Source organism: Shewanella sp. Shew256 (genome assembly GCF_002196695.1).
Taxonomy (GTDB): Bacteria; Pseudomonadota; Gammaproteobacteria; order Enterobacterales; family Shewanellaceae; genus Shewanella; species Shewanella mangrovisoli.
In genome coordinates this window covers 377,496-398,845 of the sequence record NZ_NAJR01000002.1, presented here as the reverse complement: position 1 = coordinate 398,845, position 21,350 = coordinate 377,496, and the positions used below count along the sequence as shown (strand labels likewise).

Annotated in this window: 18 protein-coding genes; 10 read left to right on the top strand and 8 right to left on the bottom strand. The window is 49.2% G+C overall.

What is annotated here, in order from left to right; translation table 11 throughout:
• The first annotated feature begins 1 nt into the window (after position 1).
• From B5P39_RS04585 to B5P39_RS04560, 6 genes are all read left to right on the top strand, one after another.
• On the top strand, positions 2–5,956 hold the full coding sequence (locus B5P39_RS04585; protein ID WP_176399869.1) for a hotdog fold thioesterase: 5,955 nt from the start codon (positions 2–4) through the stop codon (positions 5,954–5,956).
• 128 nt (positions 5,957–6,084) lie between these two features.
• Entirely contained in the window at positions 6,085–7,731 is a 1,647-nt protein-coding gene (gene pfaD, locus B5P39_RS04580; protein WP_088210624.1) for an eicosapentaenoate synthase subunit PfaD, read from the top strand.
• A 629-nt stretch (positions 7,732–8,360) separates the two neighbouring features.
• Complete coding sequence (locus B5P39_RS04575) at positions 8,361–8,675, top strand: DUF6572 domain-containing protein (protein ID WP_088210623.1); 315 nt, start codon at positions 8,361–8,363, stop codon at positions 8,673–8,675.
• Positions 8,676–9,080: 405 nt separating this feature from the next.
• On the top strand, positions 9,081–9,242 hold the full coding sequence (locus B5P39_RS04570; RefSeq protein ID WP_088210622.1) for a DUF1328 domain-containing protein: 162 nt from the start codon (positions 9,081–9,083) through the stop codon (positions 9,240–9,242).
• Between the two features lie 22 nt (positions 9,243–9,264).
• The gene (locus tag B5P39_RS04565) at positions 9,265–9,459 is read left to right on the top strand and encodes a hypothetical protein (RefSeq protein WP_011623423.1); all 195 of its coding nucleotides are present in this window, start codon (positions 9,265–9,267) and stop codon (positions 9,457–9,459) included.
• A 154-nt stretch (positions 9,460–9,613) separates the two neighbouring features.
• Entirely contained in the window at positions 9,614–11,320 is a 1,707-nt protein-coding gene (locus tag B5P39_RS04560) for a diacylglycerol kinase family protein (RefSeq protein ID WP_088210621.1), read from the top strand.
• Positions 11,321–11,413: 93 nt separating this feature from the next.
• Here B5P39_RS04560 and B5P39_RS04555 read toward each other — a convergent pair whose 3' ends face one another.
• On the bottom strand, positions 11,414–12,826 hold the full coding sequence (locus B5P39_RS04555) for a sigma-54 interaction domain-containing protein (RefSeq protein ID WP_088210620.1): 1,413 nt from the start codon (positions 12,824–12,826) through the stop codon (positions 11,414–11,416).
• Between the two features lie 254 nt (positions 12,827–13,080).
• On the opposite strand from B5P39_RS04555, the gene B5P39_RS04550 reads away from it, so the two are divergent.
• Together B5P39_RS04550 and B5P39_RS04545 are read left to right on the top strand one after the other, a co-directional pair.
• Positions 13,081–13,557 (top strand): hypothetical protein, encoded by a 477-nt coding sequence (locus tag B5P39_RS04550; RefSeq protein WP_088210619.1) that lies wholly within the window; start codon positions 13,081–13,083, stop codon positions 13,555–13,557.
• Between the two features lie 272 nt (positions 13,558–13,829).
• Positions 13,830–14,378: a BON domain-containing protein gene (locus tag B5P39_RS04545; protein ID WP_088210618.1), complete on the top strand. Its 549-nt coding sequence runs from the start codon at positions 13,830–13,832 to the stop codon at positions 14,376–14,378.
• A gap of 133 nt (positions 14,379–14,511) precedes the next feature.
• On the opposite strand, the gene B5P39_RS04540 is transcribed toward B5P39_RS04545, so the two are convergent.
• Positions 14,512–14,928, bottom strand: coding sequence for a DUF3224 domain-containing protein (locus tag B5P39_RS04540; protein WP_088210617.1), 417 nt, complete (start codon positions 14,926–14,928; stop codon positions 14,512–14,514).
• A 124-nt stretch (positions 14,929–15,052) separates the two neighbouring features.
• The gene (locus B5P39_RS04535; protein ID WP_176399860.1) at positions 15,053–15,862 is read right to left on the bottom strand and encodes a hypothetical protein; all 810 of its coding nucleotides are present in this window, start codon (positions 15,860–15,862) and stop codon (positions 15,053–15,055) included.
• A 255-nt stretch (positions 15,863–16,117) separates the two neighbouring features.
• Here B5P39_RS04535 and B5P39_RS04530 point away from each other — a divergent pair, with 255 nt between their 5' ends.
• Positions 16,118–16,360, top strand: coding sequence for a hypothetical protein (locus B5P39_RS04530; RefSeq protein WP_011626746.1), 243 nt, complete (start codon positions 16,118–16,120; stop codon positions 16,358–16,360).
• A gap of 13 nt (positions 16,361–16,373) precedes the next feature.
• Here the strand turns inward: B5P39_RS04530 and B5P39_RS04525 are convergent, their stop codons facing one another.
• The 5 genes from B5P39_RS04525 to B5P39_RS04505 all read right to left on the bottom strand — a co-directional run bounded on the left by B5P39_RS04525 (position 16,374) and on the right by B5P39_RS04505 (position 19,915).
• Positions 16,374–16,874, bottom strand: coding sequence for a YgjV family protein (locus tag B5P39_RS04525; protein ID WP_088210616.1), 501 nt, complete (start codon positions 16,872–16,874; stop codon positions 16,374–16,376).
• Positions 16,875–17,007: 133 nt separating this feature from the next.
• On the bottom strand, positions 17,008–17,616 hold the full coding sequence (locus tag B5P39_RS04520) for a Crp/Fnr family transcriptional regulator (RefSeq protein WP_088210776.1): 609 nt from the start codon (positions 17,614–17,616) through the stop codon (positions 17,008–17,010).
• A gap of 4 nt (positions 17,617–17,620) precedes the next feature.
• Entirely contained in the window at positions 17,621–18,247 is a 627-nt protein-coding gene (locus B5P39_RS04515) for a fumarylacetoacetate hydrolase family protein (RefSeq protein ID WP_088210615.1), read from the bottom strand.
• A 48-nt stretch (positions 18,248–18,295) separates the two neighbouring features.
• On the bottom strand, positions 18,296–19,309 hold the full coding sequence (locus B5P39_RS04510) for a succinylglutamate desuccinylase/aspartoacylase family protein (protein WP_088210614.1): 1,014 nt from the start codon (positions 19,307–19,309) through the stop codon (positions 18,296–18,298).
• A 69-nt stretch (positions 19,310–19,378) separates the two neighbouring features.
• Positions 19,379–19,915 carry a MarR family winged helix-turn-helix transcriptional regulator gene (locus tag B5P39_RS04505; RefSeq protein ID WP_088210613.1) on the bottom strand — a complete coding sequence of 179 codons (537 nt, stop codon included), beginning with the start codon at positions 19,913–19,915 and terminating at the stop codon, positions 19,379–19,381.
• Between the two features lie 166 nt (positions 19,916–20,081).
• Between B5P39_RS04505 and B5P39_RS04500 the strand changes: the two genes are divergently transcribed.
• On the top strand, positions 20,082–21,278 hold the full coding sequence (locus B5P39_RS04500) for a cyanate transporter (protein WP_088210612.1): 1,197 nt from the start codon (positions 20,082–20,084) through the stop codon (positions 21,276–21,278).
• Positions 21,279–21,350 lie beyond the last annotated feature (72 nt).

Below are 21,350 nucleotides of genomic sequence, written 5' to 3'. Positions count from 1 at the left end.
AATGCATGTTCACCCTACTCAGCAACACAGCACCGCAGTGCCAAACGACCAGCACCAAAGCTCACAGGCGATGCCCAAGATTGCCATCGTCGGCCTTGCCGTTCAGTATCCCGATGCCGACACACCGGAGCAGTTTTGGCAAAATCTGCTGGATAAAAAAGACTCCCGCAGCCAAATCGATGCGGCCAAACTCAATGCCAATCCAGCAGATTACCAAGGTGTTCAAGGCCAAGCCGACCGTTTTTATTGCGATAAGGGCGGCTATATCCGCAACTTTCATTTTGACCCACAGGGTTATCAGTTGCCGCCGACGGCCTTTGAGGGACTCGATGAAAGCTTTTTATGGGCATTAGATTGCAGTAAAAAAGCCCTGCTGGATGCGGGTGTGGATTTAACGGCGCCATTGCTTGAACGCACAGGGATTGTGATGGGCACCCTGTCGTTCCCGACCGCAAGCTCCAATGAACTGTTTTTACCGATTTACCATCAAGCGGTTGAAAAGGCATTAAAAACCAAGCTTAACCAACCCGAATTTGCCCTCGCGCCCTTCGCTAATGGTTTGATTGCGGGCACGCAACAGGCCGCCAATGGCGCCATCGCCCACACGGCGTCTAAATTGTTAAGCGATGCCCTCGGCCTTGGTGGCGCGCAGCTCAGCCTCGATGCCGCCTGCGCCAGCTCTGTCTATGCCCTCAAATTGGCCTGCGATTATTTAACTACGGGCAAGGCCGACATGATGCTCGCGGGCGCGATATCGGGCGCCGACCCCTTCTTTATCAATATGGGATTCTCGATTTTCCACGCCTATCCAGACCATGGGATTTCGGCGCCTTTCGATAGCAATAGCAAAGGCTTATTCGCAGGCGAAGGCGCAGGCGTATTAGTGCTTAAGCGTTTAGAGGATGCCGAGCGCGATGGCGATAATATCTATGCCGTGGTCAGTGGTATTGGCTTATCGAACGATGGCAAAGGCCAATTTGTCTTAAGCCCCAACAGTAAGGGCCAAGTGCAAGCCTTCGAGCGTGCCTATGCCGCTGCCAATACGCATCCGAGCAATATCGAAGTGATTGAATGCCACGCCACCGGCACGCCGCTGGGGGATAAGGTTGAACTCACCTCGATGGAACGTTTTTTCGAAGATAAACTCGGCGGCACTCAGGCGCCGCTGATAGGTTCGGCTAAATCCAACCTTGGGCATTTACTCACTGCTGCTGGCATGCCTGGGATCATGAAAATGATCTTCGCCATGCGCTCAGGGCAACTGCCGGCGAGTATCAACCTTAAGGCGCCGATATCATCGCCTAAGGGATTGTTTAGCGGTAATAATATCCCCTCTCAGCTACAGGCTTGGCCCGATAAAACAGGTAACGTTCGTCGCCATGCGGGGGTGTCTGTATTTGGTTTTGGCGGCTGCAATGCCCATCTGTTGTTGGAATCCTATCAACCAACAACTCACAGCGCCGAGAAGCAAGCCAACAAACCTGTTTATCAGCAGCAAGCATTAACCGTTATCGGTATGGCGTCGCACTTTGGGCCTTTGGCCTCCATCAATGCGCTAGATAAAGCGCTATTAGCTCAAACAGATGCCTTTATCCCGCTGCCAGCTAAACGATGGAAAGGCTTAGATAAACATCCCGATATCCTTAACCAATTTGGCCTAAATCGCGCACCCAAAGGCGCCTATATCGAACAGTTTGACTTCGACTTTTTACGCTTTAAAGTGCCGCCCAATGAGGATGACAGGCTTATCTCCCAGCAGCTTTTGCTGATCAAAGTCGCCGACGAGGCGATTCGCGATGCCAAGTTAACCGCTGGCAGCAAGGTCGCCGTGTTAGTGGCGATGGAAACTGAGCTTGAGCTGCACCAATTCCGTGGCCGCGTGAATTTGCATACCCAACTTGCGAATAGCTTAAAGAAACAAGGCGTTCACTTCTCCAATGATGAATACCTCGCCCTCGAAGCCATCGCCATGGACAGCGTGCTCGATGCCGCCAAGCTCAATCAATACACCAGCTTTATTGGCAATATTATGGCGTCGCGCATCGCCTCGCTGTGGGATTTTAACGGCCCGGCGTTTACCATTTCAGCCGCCGAGCAATCGGTCGCCCGCTGTATTGATGTGGCGCAAAATCTACTGTCCCAAGAGGCACTCGATGGCGTAGTGATTGCCGCCGTGGATTTAAGCGGCAGCATAGAACAGGTCATATTGAAAAACGCTCAAATCGCCGTTGATCTCGATGCCAACAGCGCCAATCCTCAGTGGAAGGTGGGTGAAGGCGCGGGCGCTATCGTGCTGACCAGCCAGCAAGCGAGCTACAGTCAACAAGCGAGCAAGAGTACTCAAGCGGGTTATGGTCAAATTCGTGGTCAAGCATTTGGCACCAATCATCAGCTGCCCAAGCTGCTTGATTCGCTGATAACCGAAACGGCTATCGCTAATCCTTCAGAGCCCTCTGCCATTCATATGGTTGAGCAATGTATTGCCCCAGAAGAGCGACTGCCCGCAGAGCAGCTATTAGCGCAGCTTAATCTTATGGGGACGCCATGCAGCCGAGTCGCCAACACCCTTGGGCATAACTTTGCCGCGGCGGGTATGGCCAGTCTTCTGAGTGCCCTGTTAAGCCTAAAGAACGGGTCTGCGGGTTCGGATAAAAACGCCGAAAAACAGGCATTAGTGTCTACCCAAAGCCAAGGGGTGAGCTCGCTGCTGCTGTTAAGCCAAACTACAGCGCAGGCGGCACAGCTAGAACTGCGCCTTGAGCAAGATTTAACCTTGAGTGAGCAAAAGCATTTAATCAAACCAGTGACACTCGGTGGCCGCGATATCTATCAACATATTGTGGATACGCCACTGCCCGCACTTGCCGCCATCCAAGGCAAGATGCGCCAGTTGCAGCCTTTAGGCCAACAGTCGAGACAAACTAAGCCCACAGAACAAGCAGCACTTGATATCAGGGCAGAAAACGTCACCCCATTTGCCACACCAATAGCAGTAGAGAGCGGTATGTCATCTAACGCACCACACCAATATTCGGCGGCTCCCTTGGCGCAGGATAGGGCGTCGCAGGATAGCGCGGCACTGTTACAAAACCAGCAACTGTTGCAAAACCAGCAATTGGCCCGCGAGGCGCACTTAGCCTTTTTACAGAGCCGTGAGCAAGGGCTAAAACTGGCCGATGCGCTGTTAAAAGCGCAATTATCCCAAACAACACAAATGGGGACTGTTGCAACCCATGTTGCCACCAGCGTAAATGACGCCCCCGCGGCGCAGCAAGCAGTACCCGTCCCAGAACTAAAATCAGAGTTAAAACCTGATCACGCGAATGTCGCTCCCTATACGCCACCGATTCCTGCGGCTAAGCCCTGCATTTGGAACTATCAGGATCTGGTGGAATATGCCGAGGGTGACATTGCTAAAGTCTTTGGCGCCGATTACGCCATTATCGACAGCTACGCACGCCGCGTACGTCTGCCGACCTCGGATTATCTGCTGGTCTCGCGGGTGACTAAGCTCAACGCGCAAATGAACCGCTATCAGCCGAGCACTATGACCACAGAGTACGACATTCCCGTGGATGCGCCCTTCTTGGTCGATGGCCAAATTCCTTGGGCGGTGGCGGTCGAATCGGGCCAGTGCGACTTAATGCTGATCAGCTACTTAGGTATCGATTTTGAAAACAAAGGCGAGCGCGTCTACCGCCTACTAGATTGCACCCTCACCTTCCTTGGGGATCTGCCCCGCGGCGGTGATACCCTGCGCTATGATATCTCCATCAACCACTTTGCCCGTAATGGCGATACCCTGCTGTTTTTCTTCTCCTACGAATGCTTCGTGGGCGATAAGCTGATCCTCAAGATGGACGGCGGCTGCGCGGGATTCTTTACCGATAAAGAACTGGCCGATGGCAAAGGGGTGATCCGCACCGAGGCCGAAATTAAGGCAAGGGAGCAGGCACAAATTGCACTGGCCAATGAATATGCCCAAAACGGCAATAAGCCGCGCTTCACACCGCTACTTAACTGCGCGCAAACGGCCTTTAGCTACGGCCAAATCCATCGTCTACTGAGCGCCGACATTGGCGGCTGTTTCGGCGGTGAACATGCGACCCATCAGGCAACGTTTGGCCTCCAGCCTTCACTGTGCTTCGCTTCGGAAAAATTCCTGATGATCGAGCAAGTCAGCAGGCTCGAAGTGCATGGCGGCGCTTGGGGCTTAGGCTTGATTGAAGGTCACAAACAATTAGCCCCCGACCATTGGTATTTCCCTTGCCATTTTAAGGGCGACCAAGTGATGGCCGGATCCCTCATGGCCGAAGGTTGTGGTCAGTTACTGCAATTCTTTATGTTGCATATTGGTATGCACCTTGGGGTGACTAACGGTCGTTTCCAACCCCTTGAAAACGCATCGCAAAAAGTACGCTGCCGCGGTCAAGTATTGCCACAATCTGGCACACTCACCTATCGCATGGAAGTCATCGAAATTGGCATGAGTCCTCGCCCCTATGCCAAAGCGAATATCGATATCCTACTCAATGGCAAAGTGGTGGTGGATTTCCAAAACCTCGGGGTGATGATTAAAGAAGAAGCAGATTGCACCCGCTATTCGCAAAGCCATTCTTCACAGGGCTGCTCTTCGCAAAGCAGTTCTTTACAGAGTAATGATGCCCAAGCAGCAAATATCGACAACCAAGCGGAACAAGCGCCACTGATGGCGCAAATCCCAGATGTTTCAGCTCCCGAGAATAAAGGCGTTGTGCCGCTTAAGCATGTGAGCGCGCCGATTGCGCCAGCAGGCTCTAAGTACGCCAACCGCGTGCCCGACACCCTGCCGTTTACGCCTTACCATTTGTTTGAGTTTGCCACCGGCGATATTGAAAACTGCTTCGGCCCCGATTTTAGTATTTACCGTGGTTTAATCCCGCCGCGCACGCCCTGCGGCGATCTGCAACTCACCACCCGAGTGGTGGCCATTGAGGGCAAACGTGGCGAGCTGAAAAAGCCATCCTCCTGTATTGCCGAGTATGAAGTGCCCTGCAACGCGTGGTATTACGCTAAAAACAGCCACCCAAGTGTGATGCCTTACTCTGTGCTGATGGAAATCTCATTGCAGCCCAATGGCTTTATCTCGGGTTATATGGGCACGACCTTAGGCTTCCCGGGGCAGGAATTATTCTTCCGCAACCTCGACGGCAGTGGCAAGTTACTGCGCGAAGTGGATTTACGCGGTAAGACCATAGTCAACGATTCGCGCCTGCTATCCACCGTGATTGCTGGCAGCAATATCATTCAAAACTTTAGTTTCGAACTGAGCTGCGATGGCGAGCCTTTCTACCGTGGTAATGCGGTTTTCGGTTACTTTAAGGCCGATGCGCTTAAAAACCAGTTGGGTATCGACAATGGTAAAATTACCCAAGCCTGGCATATTGAGCGCGGTATTAAAGCCGACAGCCAAATCAATCTGTTAGATAAAAATGGCCGCAGTTTTGTGGCGCCTCAGGGCAAGCCACACTACCGCCTCGCGGGTGGTCAGCTGAACTTTATCGATAAGGCCGAGATTGTCAAAACTGGCGGTAAGAAGGGTCTGGGATACTTGTACGCCGAGCGCACTATTGACCCGAGCGATTGGTTCTTCCAGTTCCATTTCCATCAGGATCCTGTAATGCCAGGCTCCCTAGGTGTCGAGGCGATTATCGAATTACTGCAAACCTATGCCATAAACCAAGACCTAGGTGCAGGTTTCAATAATCCGAAATTTGGCCAAATTCTGTCAGAAATTAAATGGAAGTATCGCGGTCAAATTAATCCATTAAACAAACAGATGTCGCTGGATGTGCATATCACCAGCATTGAAGATAAAGACGGTAAACGCATCATCAAGGGCGATGCCAACCTGAGTAAGGATGGCCTGCGCATTTATGAGGTAACCGATATCGCAATCTGCATCGAAGAGGCATAGCGCTAGCGCCTAACTTGCGGCATTAACAACAGTTAGCTTAAACAGTACACAACAGCCGCAGTGCAAGGAAATAACCCCACTGCGGCAAACAAATTCAGGCCCCAAACACCTAAAAGTGAATAGCCCAAATGACGAATACCACACTCGATAATAATAAGCTCAGTCCTTGGCCATGGCAGGTTGATGAAGCCGCCATCAGTTTCGATATCGATTCCCTTGGCAAAAAACTTAAAGATCTCAATCAAGCCTGTTACTTAGTCAATCATGCCGAGAAAGGCCTAGGCATAGCCCAAAGCGCCGAGGTGGTGGGTCTTGTAGAACCCAGCAATAGCTTACACAAAAGCAATGGTTTGCATCCTGTGAGTGCCTTCGCCCCCGCCCTTGGCACCCAAAGCTTGGGCGACAGTAATTTTCGCCGCGTGCATGGGGTGAAATACGCCTATTACGCGGGCGCCATGGCCAACGGCATTGCCTCGGAAGAGTTAGTTATCGCCTTAGGTCAGGCGGGCATTTTGTGCTCCTTTGGCGCGGCAGGGTTAATTCCATCTCGCGTTGAAGCCGCGATTAAACGCATTCAAACGGCATTGCCCAATGGCCCCTACGCCTTTAACTTGATCCACAGCCCGAGCGAGCCAGCGCTTGAGCGTGGCAGTGTCGAACTCTTCCTCAAGCATCAAGTGCGTACGGTTGAGGCCTCGGCTTTCTTGGGCTTAACGCCGCAAATCGTCTATTACCGCGCCGCAGGCCTGAGTCGCGACGCCAACGGCGAGATTGTGATTGGCAATAAAGTGATTGCTAAAATCAGCCGTACCGAGGTGGCAACCAAGTTTATGGAGCCAGCCCCCACTAAGATGCTGCAGCAATTAGTGAACGAAGGGCTTATCAGCGAAGACCAAATGCTAATGGCGCAATCTGTCCCTATGGCCGATGACATTACCGCCGAAGCCGACTCAGGCGGTCACACCGACAATCGTCCTCTGGTCACGTTATTGCCGACCATTTTGGCGCTCAAAGATACCATTCAAGCCAAGTACCAGTACAAGACGCCGATCCGTGTGGGCGCAGGTGGGGGTATCGGCACGCCAGATGCGGCGCTGGCGACCTTCAATATGGGCGCGGCCTATATTGTCACCGGCTCAATCAACCAAGCCTGTGTTGAGGCGGGAGCCAGCGAACATACCCGTAAGTTACTCGCCACCACCGAAATGGCCGATGTGACTATGGCGCCCGCCGCCGATATGTTCGAAATGGGCGTTAAGTTACAAGTGGTTAAGCGCGGTACCCTATTCCCGATGCGTGCCAATAAACTCTATGAGATTTACACCCGCTATGACTCGATTGAGGCGATCCCGACAGAGGAAAGACAAAAGCTGGAAGAGCAAGTGTTTCGCGCCTCGTTAGATGAGATTTGGGCAGGCACTGTGGCGCACTTTAATGAGCGCGATCCTAAGCAAATTGAGCGCGCACTGGACAATCCTAAACGCAAAATGGCACTGATTTTCCGTTGGTATTTAGGTCTTTCGAGCCGCTGGTCAAACACGGGTGAAGTTGGCCGCGAAATGGATTATCAGATTTGGGCAGGCCCAGCCCTCGGCGCCTTTAATGCCTGGGCTAAAGGCAGTTATTTAGATGATTACCGCGAGCGCAATGCGGTCGATTTAGCTAAACATTTAATGCAAGGCGCAGCCTACCAAGCACGGATTAACCTGTTGTTATCCCAAGGGGTAAGTATTCCGGTCAGCTTGCAACGCTGGAAACCACTGCAACGCTGCTAATTCGCTTTGGTAAACTTTATTGAGCGGGTTAAGTGAAAACTTAACCCGCTTTTTTTGACTTCAATTTTTGATTCATTTATGGGTCAACTTCCGCTCGGCATGGTTGCTATCAATCAATCGAATACATAATGCCAAAAACCGATTGGAGTTCCGTTTCCGCTCTGCATTGCCACTTCAGTGGCACGCCGTAAACCCATCCTTGGGGGCTCAACGGAAAAATCCCTTTTTCCGATGGTCACTCTTGTCACAGAACGTAGCGCGACAACGCTCGCCTGCAACACTTATCTACAATCAATCCAATACATGAGGCAAGATTTAAAATTGGGTGGGAGACCTTGATAAATGCAATCGTCCCAAAACTTTATATAAAGCATGGTTTGTTAATAAGGATTTTTATCATTCAAAAGTATCGTTTTGTACATTATTTCAAATAATCCTTATTATCGAGCCTTAATATTCAATACATTACAAACAATTCGTTATACAAAACCCAAAGAACTGAACTGATGCCCCGGCTCTGATAGAAATGAGTCACAACTAAAAATAAACAATAAAATCATAACATTGAGCTTTGCCACTTCAAATTGTTGAAGGTGAGATTTGCCGTAATCCATTAGAGTTGAATATCTATGAGCATAGAAGATCAAGATTCAATTGACGCCATTGGAATAGATAATGAAGGTGTCGTCGTGCTAACAATCTCAGATCATTTGGAATGGGATGATAAGCATCTCTTGCTCCTTCAGGAAAAGATTAATATCTACTTGACTTTTCTCGAGTCTGGCGAGGTATTTGAAAGCTATCCAGATTCACGTGGAAGAGAGTTTAAAATTAATATTATGTGCAAATATGAGCCAACAGCATTAGCTACGCGGTTCCTATCACAATGCACAGACATCATTAATCAAGTAGGAATTCAGTTTGGTTATCAGGTTTTCACTTAGCCAAATAGTATCACTTAACTGTAGTCGTATTCTCAATTTTGCAATCGATACCTTAATCTAAGCCGATACTCAAAAGCTATCGGCTTTTTTATGCTGCTTCCCTCTATTTCCTCACTGCAACTCTTACCGAATCGTAGGTAAAAATTGCCTATCACACTTATATCTGCCAATACTCCCGCCAATACAGCATTTAAAAATTACAACAATAATCAGTGCATTAGCAAATAACTTCAAAGTTGGCATTAAGCTCGCAATATATCCTTTGTGAGTTTATTGCGAGATTGAGTAATAACGGGATGTAAGACGTAACCTAGCTTATTCAACTCACCCAGTAACTAGCTCGCTCGACGTATATGTGCAGAGTGAAGAAGACCGAAAAACCGAAATAAGACAAAGGAGGTGGCTATGTTAGGTTGGACCTTAATGTTTCTGGTTGTGGCCATTATCGCCGGACTGTTTGGATTTACGGGGATCGCTGGCGCCGCAGCGGGGATCGCAAAGATTATTTTCTTCCTATTTATTGTATTACTTGTGATTTCCCTGCTGGGCAAGGCACCACGCGCTTAAATTGGATAAAAGGAGAATCGATATGAAACCTATGACCATGATTACCACAGCATTTTTAGCCTTATTATTAACCTTTGGGCTGTCAGCCTGTAGCGACAACCACGCCGAGGATGCAGGCGAAAAAATCGATGAAGCCATCACTGATACCGGCAATGCGATTGAAGATGCCTGTGAAGAACTGAAAGAAGGCGTTAAAGCGAAAGATACTCGCTGCTAGGACGGATAACGGAGAGTAGTGAGTCCCGCAAACGAGCCTATCAGGGGAACCACAGTTCAAGTGAATACCACCGAGTCACTTTATCTCGACAGACATTGGTTACGATAAAGTGGGTTTCCCTGAGGCTCGCCGTTTATTGATGGAGGAGATGCCAATGCTGAGTAGGATCCACATTAAGTATTTCTATCTGTTCGGAGCGCTGTTATTTGGCTATTTTGCCATAACAGGGCACTCTCCCATTCTCACCTTTATTTGGGCATGGACCTGCCTATCCCTCGCCCTTGTCGGCTCGGCCTATTGGTTTAATCTCGCCAGTATTTTTAGAAAACGTCAGGATGGATCCATCCCTTGGTATATTCGTTGGGGCTTTATTCCATTTTTATTAGGATGCCGACTCTATAATCTCTGGGCACGGCGCCGGGATAGCGTGCCTTCAATGCAAGCCATTGATAAATATCTGTACTTGGGTAGCCGCTTAAGCGCTGCCGATCTACCTAAACTGAATCGTTATGGCATTAACGCCATTTTAGATGTCACCGCCGAATTCGACGGCCTCGATGTGTCCCTGTATGAGGAGCATATCGACTATCTGAATATCCCTATTCTTGACCACAGTGTACCGACTAGCGCCCAATTAAATCAGGCGATTAACTGGTTACATCGCCAAGTGCGCGCCCAAAAGCGGGTATTAATCCACTGCGCGCTCGGCCGCGGGCGTTCCGTGATGGTGCTGGCCGCTTATCTTGTATGCCGTCGCCCCGAACTCAGTTTTGCCGAGGTGCTGCAACAGATTAAAAACATTCGTAAAACCGCAGGGTTAAATCGCTGGCAACTTAAAGCGCTGGAGCAAATGTACACTCAAGGGGAAATCAAACTACATAAGCGAGCCTGGATTATCGCTAATCCCGTCTCTGGCGCGGGTAAATGGCAGAGTCATGGCGAACAAATTTGCACTGAGCTGACACGTTATTTTGAGGTGCAGTTAGCGCTCACCACACCTGAGATTAGCGCCCAAACCCAAGCGAAAAAAGCACGGCTTCAGGGAGCCGATATCATCATCGCTTGCGGGGGTGATGGCACAGTCACTGAGGTCGCGGCGGAGATTATCGACAGCGATATCACCTTAGGCATTATCCCGCTAGGCACCACCAATGCCCTGTCACACGCCCTCTTTGGTTTAAGCAGTAAGCTCAATGCCGTCTCCCAAGCCCTTGATAATATTATCCAAGGCCAGACACAGACTATAGACACGGCGCGTTGCAATGAGCGGCTGGTGTTACTGCTGGTCGGCATTGGGTTTGAGCAACAAATGATTGAGTCGGCGAGCCGCGAGCGTAAAAATGCCCTCGGCCAACTCGCCTACCTCGATGGTTTGTGGCGCGCGGTGAACACCGACACCAACCTCGAGTTGCAGCTGACTTTAGATGACCAAGCCCCAATGACAGTGCAAACCCACAGCCTAGTGGTTGCCAATGCCGCACCTTTTACCAGCTTACTCGCCCAAGGTAAGGGCGAGCCCAATATGACCGACGGCTTGTTGGATATCACTTGGTTAGATTCAAATAATGAGCCGAATGAACAGCTTATCAGTCTGGCTGAACTGGCTTTTACCGGCTGGATTAAAGAGGCCGCCAATAGCGACTCTGCGGCCACGAGCAACACGGGCAGCACGGGCAACACGGGTAAAGTGAAACACGCCCACGCGAAAAAGGTGAAGCTCAGCAGTCAGCCCCCATGCAAGTATGTGATTGATGGCGAGATTTGTGAGCCGGAGGAACTCAATATCGATATCCTGCCCGCCTCTTTAAAGGTGTTTGTGCCCTATCAAGCGCAAAATGATGAACCGCAGTCAGAGTCATAAATAAGCTAACACATTCAGAATCAACTCTGAATCAACTATGAATCAAAGCTGAATCAATGCATTAGCTTATTTTCAGGCATTTAATGTAGGTTACTACTTGGCGACGCTATTGCTAACGGAATCTTCGCTAACGGAATCAGCAACAACGGTTTGAGCGTCTGACTCCTGCTCATATTTACTGAGCTTGTTATAGAGGGTTTTAACGCTGATCCCAAGCTGCTCGGCGGTGTCGGTCTTATTGCCCTGACTCGTTTCAAGCGCTTGGTAAATGGCGATTTTTTCCAGCTCCTCAAGGCGCATACCTTGGGGGATCACTACATTTTCCTCCGCAGTGGCCTCTTTTTCCAAACTGGGCGTAAGCTGTAAATGCTCAGGAGTAATCTCATGGTCCGCCAGAATATAAGCGCGCTCGATAGCATGCTTTAACTCGCGCACATTCCCCGGCCAAGTGTGGGCTACAATCGCCTCTAAACTTGTGTTCGAGAACACTTTGCTCTGTTTTTCCGCCGCATTGCGATAGGCCAGAAAATGCTTTGCAAGACCCACTATATCTTCCCCGCGTTCCCGCAATGGCGGCACTTGAATGGGAAAATGCGCTAAACGAAAGTACAAATCTTCCCGCAGCTGCCCTTGCTCAATCGCCACTAGAGGATCGCGGTTTGTCGCCGCCACAATACGCACATTCGCCTTGAGCACCTTAGGGCTACCGACGGGGCGATATTCATTATTTTCGAGCACTCTTAATAGCTTAACTTGATGCTCGAGCGGCATTTCGGTGACTTCATCGAGGAATAAGGTGCCGCCTTCGGCCTGCTCAAATACCCCTTGATGATCGCGATTCGCGCCAGTGAAAGAGCCTTTTACATGACCGAAGAGTTCACTATCGACCAATTCTGGGCTCAAGGCGCCGCAGTTAATCGCAATATAGGGCTTATTCACCCGTGGGCTGGCTAAGTGAATGGTATTGGCGACCAGTTCTTTACCCGCGCCACTCTCACCGATAATCAACACATTGCTCTCGGCGGCCGACACGCGGCGAATAGTGCGATACAAACGGTGCATAGGTAATGAGGAGCCCACCAGCAGACCATATTGGTCTAATTCGCTGGCAAAGGGGCGAATGCGCGTCGAAGTGTTGGCAACCAAATGCTGGGCAAAATCCGCTAAGGTTTCGCACAGCAATGACATATCGATGGGCTTACGGAAATGGTAGCCCGCGTATTTGGACAAGAGTTTATCGAGGTGAGGATTCGGCAGGCCGTCGGAGAGGAAAATAAACTCCACATCCGCAATGGCGCTGGACTCGAGTAAGGCTAAGTAATCTTCACGACTTAGACGGGGCAGCTCAAGGATCGCCACATCGATACGATTGGCTTCCAGCTGAGTAATCCAAGATAAATCATCGGTACTGCGTAGCTTGTTGTAGGTCTGCGCGCCCTCGAGCTGTACTAATGCCTGCTCGGTCTCGAAGTCCTGTAGATGATAGAAAAGCGTTGGTCGGATCATCTTGTGCCACTCCCTGTGAATGAAGCACCACTGTATGCCAGCCGTGAAATTTTAACAATCTCAACGGTAAGAGTTGCCGATAATAAGCAGCCCACTGGCGACAATGGATAAATATCATCAGTTAAATCAAGTCATTAACTTATCATTAAAAAGTGAACGAAATATGCATAGAAGCTGAATGAAGTTGATATTTCCATAAAAAACTTGGGCAATCCGTGTCGGTGGAGCAGCCCAAACTACCACAGGAGGTCGTTATGACGTCTAATGTTGCGCAACATCAGACCGAGCTGAGCGCCGATATTAAGCTGGTTAATGAGTTAATCGAGCTGACGCAAACCGGCGTGGATTTTTATACTCGGGCCAATACTTCAGTCGATGACTACAGCCTAAAACGCATTTTTATCGCCCAAATCAAGACGTACCAAGGAATGCAGGCACGATTTAGGCAACTGCTCGCCCAAACATTGCAACAAATGGGCCCGCACCTAGGCCCGCACTCAGTGCCGCCATCGCAGACTCGGCCCTATGCCGATGTCGATGCTTTACTTATCAAACAACAACTTGCCGATGCCCTCGTCGTGCTCTGTGAGCTTGAGCGTCAGCGCCTTAGCCACCTCAAACAGTTAATTAAAAAGGCCAACCACCCGAGGTTAATCAGCCAATTGGCCGAAGATATTGCCTGGCTACAAATCCATTTGGATACTTTGCACCTGCGCTGCCAAACCCTGTAAATGCCCCTACACCTCCAAATAACGCGGCCAACTGAGCCGCGTTTTTGTTGCCTGCGATCTGTTTGTGCTTAACGCCTATCCCACTTAAGCCAAACCGCTTAATCACCCTCGGTAATATTTACATTTTGTCGGTAAAAAGCGCCGATTTGGCGATTAAGCTAAACACCTAAAATACGTCACAAAACAATTTATTCCATTTAAAATCAGTAAAATAAAAACATTGGCACGATTCACGCTTTAGTATCTTCGAGATAACAACGGAGGATATCATTATGAAAAACACGACAACTTTAGCTTTAACCACCTTACTTGTCGGTTCTATCAGTTTAAATGTGGCCGCCGCACAGGATTGGAAAGACGACGCCAAAGATGCTTGGATCGATGGCAAGGCCGAAACGACTTTGTTGCTCAATACTAATCTCAACTCCTTTGACATTATGACCGACGTGAAAAACGGCCATGTCACCTTAACCGGTCAAGTGGAGAGCAGTGTCGATAAGGCGCTCGCCGCTGAGCTCATCAAAAGCTTAGATGGTGTAAAAGGGGTCGATAACAAATTAACCGTGATGAATGAAGACCAAGGCACCAGTGAGGTAGTGAAGACCCTAACCGACTCTAAGGTCGCAACGGTCGTGAAAACCCGTCTGTTGTTCTCGACCGACGTATCGGGCACCCAAATTAATGTCGATGTTGCCGATGGCGTAGTGACCTTACAGGGTGAAGTGGCTAGCGATGCCGAGCGTCAATTAGCCCTGACCATTGCTAAAAATACCGATGATGTGAAAAAGGTCGTCGATAAGATCAAAGTCAAAACCTCATAATGGTCCTGACATGCAGCCCTTGCTAATTCAGCACTTGCCAATTCAACGCTTGATATTAGTCACTCGGGCAAAAATCACAAAACCAGCTTCGGCTGGTTTTGTTTTATCGGTGCGATGCCATATTAATCATGCCTTAGGCTTCAGCTTCCTGTTCGATGCAGAAGCTAAACTCATAAAAATGTTGGCCATTTTCGATGCTTATCGCCATAGTGCCATATAACCCCACCAGTTCACCCGCACCTGAATGGGGGACAACCTCAAGGTGTAATCGGTTTTGACCATCAGTCATAATGCCAAAATGTTGCAGCACAAAACTGCCCTGTCTGCCGCACAGTTTACCTACGACTTGCTCTATCGCTACATAACCCGCCGAGCCTTTTACCGCCGTCATGGCACTGAGCATTTCGCCTTGGCTGCGAGCTTCTAGCTCACCATAAAAGGTTTTATCTAAGGTCATTCTGCCCAAGTTCACGCCCCCCACACCTGTGGCATAGGCACTCTCGGGATTGAGCTTAACATCAAATTTGCCCGTGACTTTGGTCATTTCCATGACACGCTCCTTGTTTTAATTTTATGCTTTATGTCAAAACCTTAGCTTTCCCAGCCGCTAGGTGAAATAAATACCTCAGCCGTAGCTGAGGTAAAATTAACTTAGCATAAGCCCAGATATAAACCTAATTCAGTGCTTTAATTTCCGTTTCACTCACACCGACCTCAAGGGTTTTAGCCACGTTAGGCTCCTCGACCATAGGTTGGTCAGCCACCCTATCGCGGTAGGTAATGGCGACTTTAAACGGCGCTTCAAAGGGATACACGGGTTCAATACTATCGACTTCGATGCGATCACCAATAAACACACTGCCTAAGTGCACTAATCGATTTTGAGCATAATCTAAGCTAAACAAGCCAAGGTACCAAAATACCCCCGAACCTTGGTTCGTGACGATATAAGGCGCCACAAAGGGCATGGTTTGCTGCTTAGGATCGTCCTGCAATGGTGCATCGCTTTGGGTATCAGGCTCTAATGCGGGGTCAAAATTAAGCGGTGTGATCCGCATATAATCTAGCAATACCCTGCCCTTTTCATCACCTTGTTGATAATCCCCCAACGCAAATTCCGTTTGCTTGATTTTAATAAAGTGCGTCAATACCACGGGTAGTTGGCTATCGGGCAGCTTCACTTCAAAGTGATTGGCCGTATTTAAGCTGAAGAGTTTCAGCATCACCTCGGAGGCGTTCGCCACCGGTTGGACCTCGCTTGGCACCACAGATTCGATGGCATCTTCACTGGAAGATAATGCCGCCTCTTTGGCTTTTGCCTTAGCATCGGCCTGTGCCATGGCCTCATCGTATTGCAGCACTTGGCCATCTTCCATGACCATGTAAATATCATCATTGGTCATGTTAAAACGATAAATGCCCGCGGCAAGAATACTGAGCACAAGGACAGTCGCCGCTATCGTTAATTTAACAAACATACTCATTATCTCCCCCAATATCCTAGTCGCGGCATATTTCACTCTTATGATAAAATCCGCCTTGCTGATAGCATCAAAAAATCCCCCTTCCGACAAGGTCAAAACCGCTTATTTTTGCTTTTAGTCAGCCTAAGTTCAGCAAGTGGACACATGCTGATATATATGATTTAGACTTTTCATTCCCGTTCCCAATCAGGCTATAATTCTTTCCGCTAAATACATAGCCCACATATAACCGTACCTTTAAGGATCTGATTGCCTATGACCAATGCATCGACTAGCCCTTTTGCGGTGTTAAACCAAAGCACTGCAAACTCGTTTAATGAACAGAAAAACCTGATTAAACGGGTCTTTAAAGGCAAGCCAGTGCAATGTCCAAGCTGCAATCAAACCCTCAAAGTCATCTTGCCGGAGACGGCTAAAGCCGACCAAGCCGCAGGCATTTTCTGCCCTAAGGGCTGTACCGATATCGAGCTGGATATGGAAGCCGTGGCAGGTATCTAAGCCTCTATTAGGATTAGCGTAATTGTCCTCGAAAATAATAGCGGTAATATCCCACCAGATTACTGCCAATAAACAGCAGCTCCATCAACACCGCCACGGGCGAGCCAACTAAGATATTGTGGCACAACCAAAAACTGGTGCCGACTATCATCAATAAGCGCAGATTTTTATCCGCCTGACAAAAGGCGGCGCGGGTTTGAAACAGCGTTCCAATACAACTTATCACGCTCACAAGCCCGCTGTAGGTCAAGCCGCTCATCAGCACCGCCGCCCCGCAAAAACCCCACATGGCCTTTTTAGACGTAGTAAAAATGCTGGTGAGGTAACGCACAGTGGCAATCCCCATCAGGCCTGCGGCCGTCCATTGTGCCAATAAACAAAAATGGATGGAGATTAGGATGCCCGAGACGAATAAGCAGGCGACGATGCGCTCACGCGCCTTAAATTGAAACGAGATCAAATCGAAAACGATGGCGATTGCCACCAATAGTTGCGACAGGGTAAAAGCACTCAATATAGGCTCCTTTAGGGTTCGATATCGGCCTATGAAATAAGCCAATACATTCCACTGTGACTCAGACTGATAGCCGAGTAGCATGCAGGGGATGACCTAAAAGCGCATTAACTTAAGTTAATTGGATGGCTGTTTATACTGAATCTTGCAAACGTCTACGGATCCGCGACAGGCTAATCGCGGTAATGCCAATATAATTAGCCAGTTGGGCATGGGTTAACCGTTCAACCCAGAGGGGAAAATGCTCGAGTGAATGTAAGTAACGTTGCTCTGGTGTATTAAGCAGCAAAAAGGCTTCTTTTTGTTCTTTATACAATAATTGCTGTTTGAGTAGCGCAAGTTGCACTCGCTGCATCGATGGCTCGTTTAGCACGGCAAGTGGCATTTGCACTAGCCTGCAAGCAGTGACTGTTTCTAACTGATAGGGCGCAATATCCTGCTTTAACCAACTGCTATATAAGAAACAAAGCTCACCTTCGAAGTAAAATTCCTTACAGCGTTCACTGCCCTCTTGGGTATAGTGGCAAGCGCGCACTATGCCATCCACCACAAAATAGGCAAAGATTTGACGCTCGCCTTGGGGTAACAAGCACTCGCCGGACTGATATGAAAGCGCCCTTGCTTGTGTGAGTAGCGGCGCTAAATGCTCAGGCTCGGCTCCTAAGGCGAGCAGATATTGCCAAAGGGGTTGGATTGCCTGCTCAGTTGCCGCCTGATGAGCCGATGCAGAGTGCGCCGTCATTGCATTACCGGCTTTGCCATTCACATTCGACCAAGGGCGCTTGGTGTGGCGCATCCTTAAGGCCTAAGGCCACCTTAAATACCCGATTCGGTGGAATGATGCCGACGCCTTTTGGGGTACCTGTCATCACAATGTCGCCGTCTTCTAAGGTGGTAAAGCTTTGTAATTCTTCTAGAATCGTCTGCGGGTTATAGATCATTAACTCAATATGGCCCGCTTGGGTTAACGCCCCGTCGATAGTTAAGCTAAATTCAAATGCCGCGCTGGCATCATCGATAGCAACAAAAGGGCTAAAGAGCGCCGCGCCATCGAAGGCTTTAGCCTTTTCCCAGGGTAATCCCTTGGTTTTCAGTTTGCTTTGCAGCTCTCGCTTAGTGAGATCCAGCCCTACCCCAACATGGCTAAAATGCCCCTGCTGATAGATAAAACACAGCTCAGTTTCATAGTGCAGCGCTTCGCCTAAATGCTCAGCATGTAGCACTGTGCTAATCGCCGAGTTTGGCTTGAAAAACACCACCATGTCTTCGGGAATATCATTACCCAGCTCGTGGATATGGTCGACATAATTTCGCCCAATACACAGAATCTTACTCGGGCAAATCTGTTTATCACCGACGTTAACAGTCTTCATTTGACTCCTCAGTACGCTATTGGCTTTAAAGCTAATGCACAGTAAATATCAGGCGTATTCCATTAAAAATTCATCGAGTTGTTCGTTGGCGATTTCAATTTCATCCCCTTCGAACTGCGCAATATGAAACATGCCCTCACCTTCATTGGTCACAGGTATATTACTGATCCCTATGATAATGCCATCGGTGGGCGCGCGAATGGCCACACTATCGCCCCCATGCGGACTCACAATATGAGCGATGATATACCCCTTGTTGACCCGCTGCCCGAGTTTAAGCTTCATATTCACTAAACCATCGGACTCACTGCGAACCCAATAACTGCGTATTGCGCTGACACTGGCAACCTTGTTGCTGACTCGCCCCTTGAGCATACCAAGGCTTCGCATCACATTGAGTACGCCCTTAAGTCCCGACTTAATCGCCAATTCACTAAAGCGCAGCGCCTCGCCTGCCTCATACAAAATACAGGGAATGCCTTGCTGGTTCGCATAGCCACGCATCGACACGCTGCGCGCCTTGGAGTGCATGATAAGTGGCGCGCCGAAGGCATTCGCCATGGCTAACATGGTTTCATCACCAGTATCACAACGGATCTGCGGCAAGTTGTCCCTATGAATTGCACCCGTATGTAAATCAATCACATGGGTTGCATGCACCAGTAATTGGGTCGCAAAAAGGTTGGCTAAACGGCTCGCCAGCGCACCTTTACTCGAGCCGGGGAAACAACGATTGAGATCGCGCCTATCGGGGAGATAACGGGATTGTTGAATAAAACCAAACACATTGACTATAGGCACCACTATCAAAGTGCCTGCTAGATTTTTAGGATTGACGCGCCCAAGCAAGCGCCGGCAGATCTCAATGCCATTGAGCTCATCGCCATGGATGGCGGCGCAGACTAACAGTGTCGGGCCAGGTTTGAGGCCATGAAACACTTCCACGTGAATATCGAGTTGGGTATCAGTATAAAGCTTAGCGGCGGGAAGTTTTATCCCCATCTGCGTGCCCGCAACGACTCGCTTGCCTTCAATTTCAAACGCTTCGCGTTTTTTTACCATAGTCACTCCCTGATGTTATCCCTAAAACGCCATACGGCACTTAGTCTCTCGCCCCAAAAACTGGGCCGATTACCGTTCAAAGTGAGCAAGCCAAGTCTTTAAAATCTGCTGCAATATTTCGCGCTCGGCGCTAGGCACCCCTGCCAATAACGCGCTCTGGCATTGAATATGTTTGGGCAGCGCCGCGTCAATCAATGACTTGCCTTCTGCGGTGAGCGACACATGCACGGCGCGGCGGTCTTCCTTACTGTGCTCACGGGCAATCAGCCCTTTATTTTCAAGCCGGTCTAAGCGACTGGTCATGGCGCCCGAGCTTAACATCATGCTCTGATACAGCTGCGAAGGCGATAGCATATAAGGCTCGCCCGAACGTCTGAGCGTCGCGAGCACATCAAATTCCCCCTGACCTAGGCCAAATTCGCCGTGACACAGGGCGATGGCGTTTTCCATATATTTGGTCAGGCGCGCGATGCGCCCTAACACCGCCATCGGGACCAAATCCTCTGTCACCCCTTGAGCCTGCCACTGCCCAAGGATGATATCCAATCCGTCTTCAGACGTTACGAGTGCCTGCTGAGTATCGAGTGCTGGTTGATTTTCTGCCATGGTTTTATCTCTACATAAAGATTCTTTACATGCTAACCATTTTACCGCAGAATTTACATATCTTTATATAAAGATACTTTTCATAAAGTTTAAGTCGGTTTCACAGTGCAAACTGTTCAACGAATTGTGTTAGCCATTTTTATTCGACCCTGCATAGGAGTATGCGATGTCTCATATTTTATCCCCTAGGGGCAATCAACTGATGATAGGTGTCAGTCTGTTACTTATCGGGCTTAATCTGCGCCCCATCCTTGCCTCTGTCGGCCCTTTGCTGCCGAGTATTCAACAGGATATTTCCTTAAGTTTTGCCCTCGCCTCAATGCTCACCCTGCTGCCAGTCCTCGCCATGGGAATGGGATGTTTCGTTGGTTTTAAGATTGCTAAAGGCTTGGGGTTTGCAAACACAGTGACGGTATCGCTGCTATTTCTGCTGATTGCAACTGCGATGCGTTTTTGGGTCGAGACGGCGAATGCGCTAATCTGTTCTGCGCTTTTAGCGGGCATGGGTATCGCCCTCATCCAAACCTTAATGCCTACTCTGATTAAACAAAACTTTGCCGACAAAACACCGTTGATGATGGGCTTATATGTCACCGCAATTATGGGCGGGGCGGCAATGGCCGCCAGCAGCGCACCTTTTATAGCGGCCGATTTAGGCTGGCGAGCAGGCTTAGGCCATTGGACTTGGTTAGCCCTCGCTGCCATCTTGCTATGGATTGTCAGCCGAAAACATCTTGCCCTGCCGAGTCACACCGACAAACAGGCGGAATACTCATTTTGGCGCTATCGCCGCAGTTGGTTATTGGCGCTGTTTTTTGCTTTAGGGACAAGTTGTTATGTCTGCGTGCTCGCCTGGTTAGCGCCTTATGCCATCGAGTTAGGTTATAGCCAAACCCAGGCAGGATTAGCCTTAGGCTTCCTCACCAGTATGGAAGTGATCGCAGGCTTAGTCTTTCCTTGGCTTGCCAGCAAATCGACGGATAGACGGGCGATTATTGCCTTGCTGTGTCTGTTGCAACTCATTGGTTTTATGGGGTTCGCCCTCGCACCACAGGTACCGATATTCCTCTGGGCCGCACTGGCGGGACTCGGGATTGGTGGTATTTTCCCGCTGAGTTTGATTGTGACTATGGATCATCAACATAATCCGCTTTTAGCGGGTAAGTTAACCGCCTTTGTGCAGGGTATTGGCTACAGTATTGCCGCTATCTCACCTTGGATAGCGGGACTTATTCGCGATAATTTCCAAAGCTTTAATATGGCTTGGTTATTACTTGCGGCGCTGAGTGTCATCGCTTATCTGCTGTCGCGGCAATTTAATCCAAGCGGCTATGCCCAGCACTATCGACAAGTGATGGCCTAGGATTTAAGCACATAAAAAAACCGCCCAATTAATACAAATTGGGCGGCTCAGGTATCAAGCTAACAGCTTCAA

What these genes read in the sequence shown, in the direction of transcription:
- B5P39_RS04585 (WP_176399869.1), top strand. Translation starts at nt 2, where the DNA reads ATGCATGTTCACCCTACTCAGCAACACAGCACCGCAGTGCCAAACGAC.
- pfaD (WP_088210624.1), top strand. Translation starts at nt 6,085, where the DNA reads ATGACGAATACCACACTCGATAATAATAAGCTCAGTCCTTGGCCATGG.
- B5P39_RS04575 (WP_088210623.1), top strand. Translation starts at nt 8,361, where the DNA reads ATGAGCATAGAAGATCAAGATTCAATTGACGCCATTGGAATAGATAAT.
- B5P39_RS04570 (WP_088210622.1), top strand. Translation starts at nt 9,081, where the DNA reads ATGTTAGGTTGGACCTTAATGTTTCTGGTTGTGGCCATTATCGCCGGA.
- B5P39_RS04565 (WP_011623423.1), top strand. Translation starts at nt 9,265, where the DNA reads ATGAAACCTATGACCATGATTACCACAGCATTTTTAGCCTTATTATTA.
- B5P39_RS04560 (WP_088210621.1), top strand. Translation starts at nt 9,614, where the DNA reads ATGCTGAGTAGGATCCACATTAAGTATTTCTATCTGTTCGGAGCGCTG.
- B5P39_RS04555 (WP_088210620.1), bottom strand. Translation starts at nt 12,826, where the DNA reads ATGATCCGACCAACGCTTTTCTATCATCTACAGGACTTCGAGACCGAG.
- B5P39_RS04550 (WP_088210619.1), top strand. Translation starts at nt 13,081, where the DNA reads ATGACGTCTAATGTTGCGCAACATCAGACCGAGCTGAGCGCCGATATT.
- B5P39_RS04545 (WP_088210618.1), top strand. Translation starts at nt 13,830, where the DNA reads ATGAAAAACACGACAACTTTAGCTTTAACCACCTTACTTGTCGGTTCT.
- B5P39_RS04540 (WP_088210617.1), bottom strand. Translation starts at nt 14,928, where the DNA reads ATGGAAATGACCAAAGTCACGGGCAAATTTGATGTTAAGCTCAATCCC.
- B5P39_RS04535 (WP_176399860.1), bottom strand. Translation starts at nt 15,862, where the DNA reads ATGAGTATGTTTGTTAAATTAACGATAGCGGCGACTGTCCTTGTGCTC.
- B5P39_RS04530 (WP_011626746.1), top strand. Translation starts at nt 16,118, where the DNA reads ATGACCAATGCATCGACTAGCCCTTTTGCGGTGTTAAACCAAAGCACT.
- B5P39_RS04520 (WP_088210776.1), bottom strand. Translation starts at nt 17,616, where the DNA reads ATGACGGCGCACTCTGCATCGGCTCATCAGGCGGCAACTGAGCAGGCA.
- B5P39_RS04515 (WP_088210615.1), bottom strand. Translation starts at nt 18,247, where the DNA reads ATGAAGACTGTTAACGTCGGTGATAAACAGATTTGCCCGAGTAAGATT.
- B5P39_RS04510 (WP_088210614.1), bottom strand. Translation starts at nt 19,309, where the DNA reads ATGGTAAAAAAACGCGAAGCGTTTGAAATTGAAGGCAAGCGAGTCGTT.
- B5P39_RS04505 (WP_088210613.1), bottom strand. Translation starts at nt 19,915, where the DNA reads ATGGCAGAAAATCAACCAGCACTCGATACTCAGCAGGCACTCGTAACG.
- B5P39_RS04500 (WP_088210612.1), top strand. Translation starts at nt 20,082, where the DNA reads ATGTCTCATATTTTATCCCCTAGGGGCAATCAACTGATGATAGGTGTC.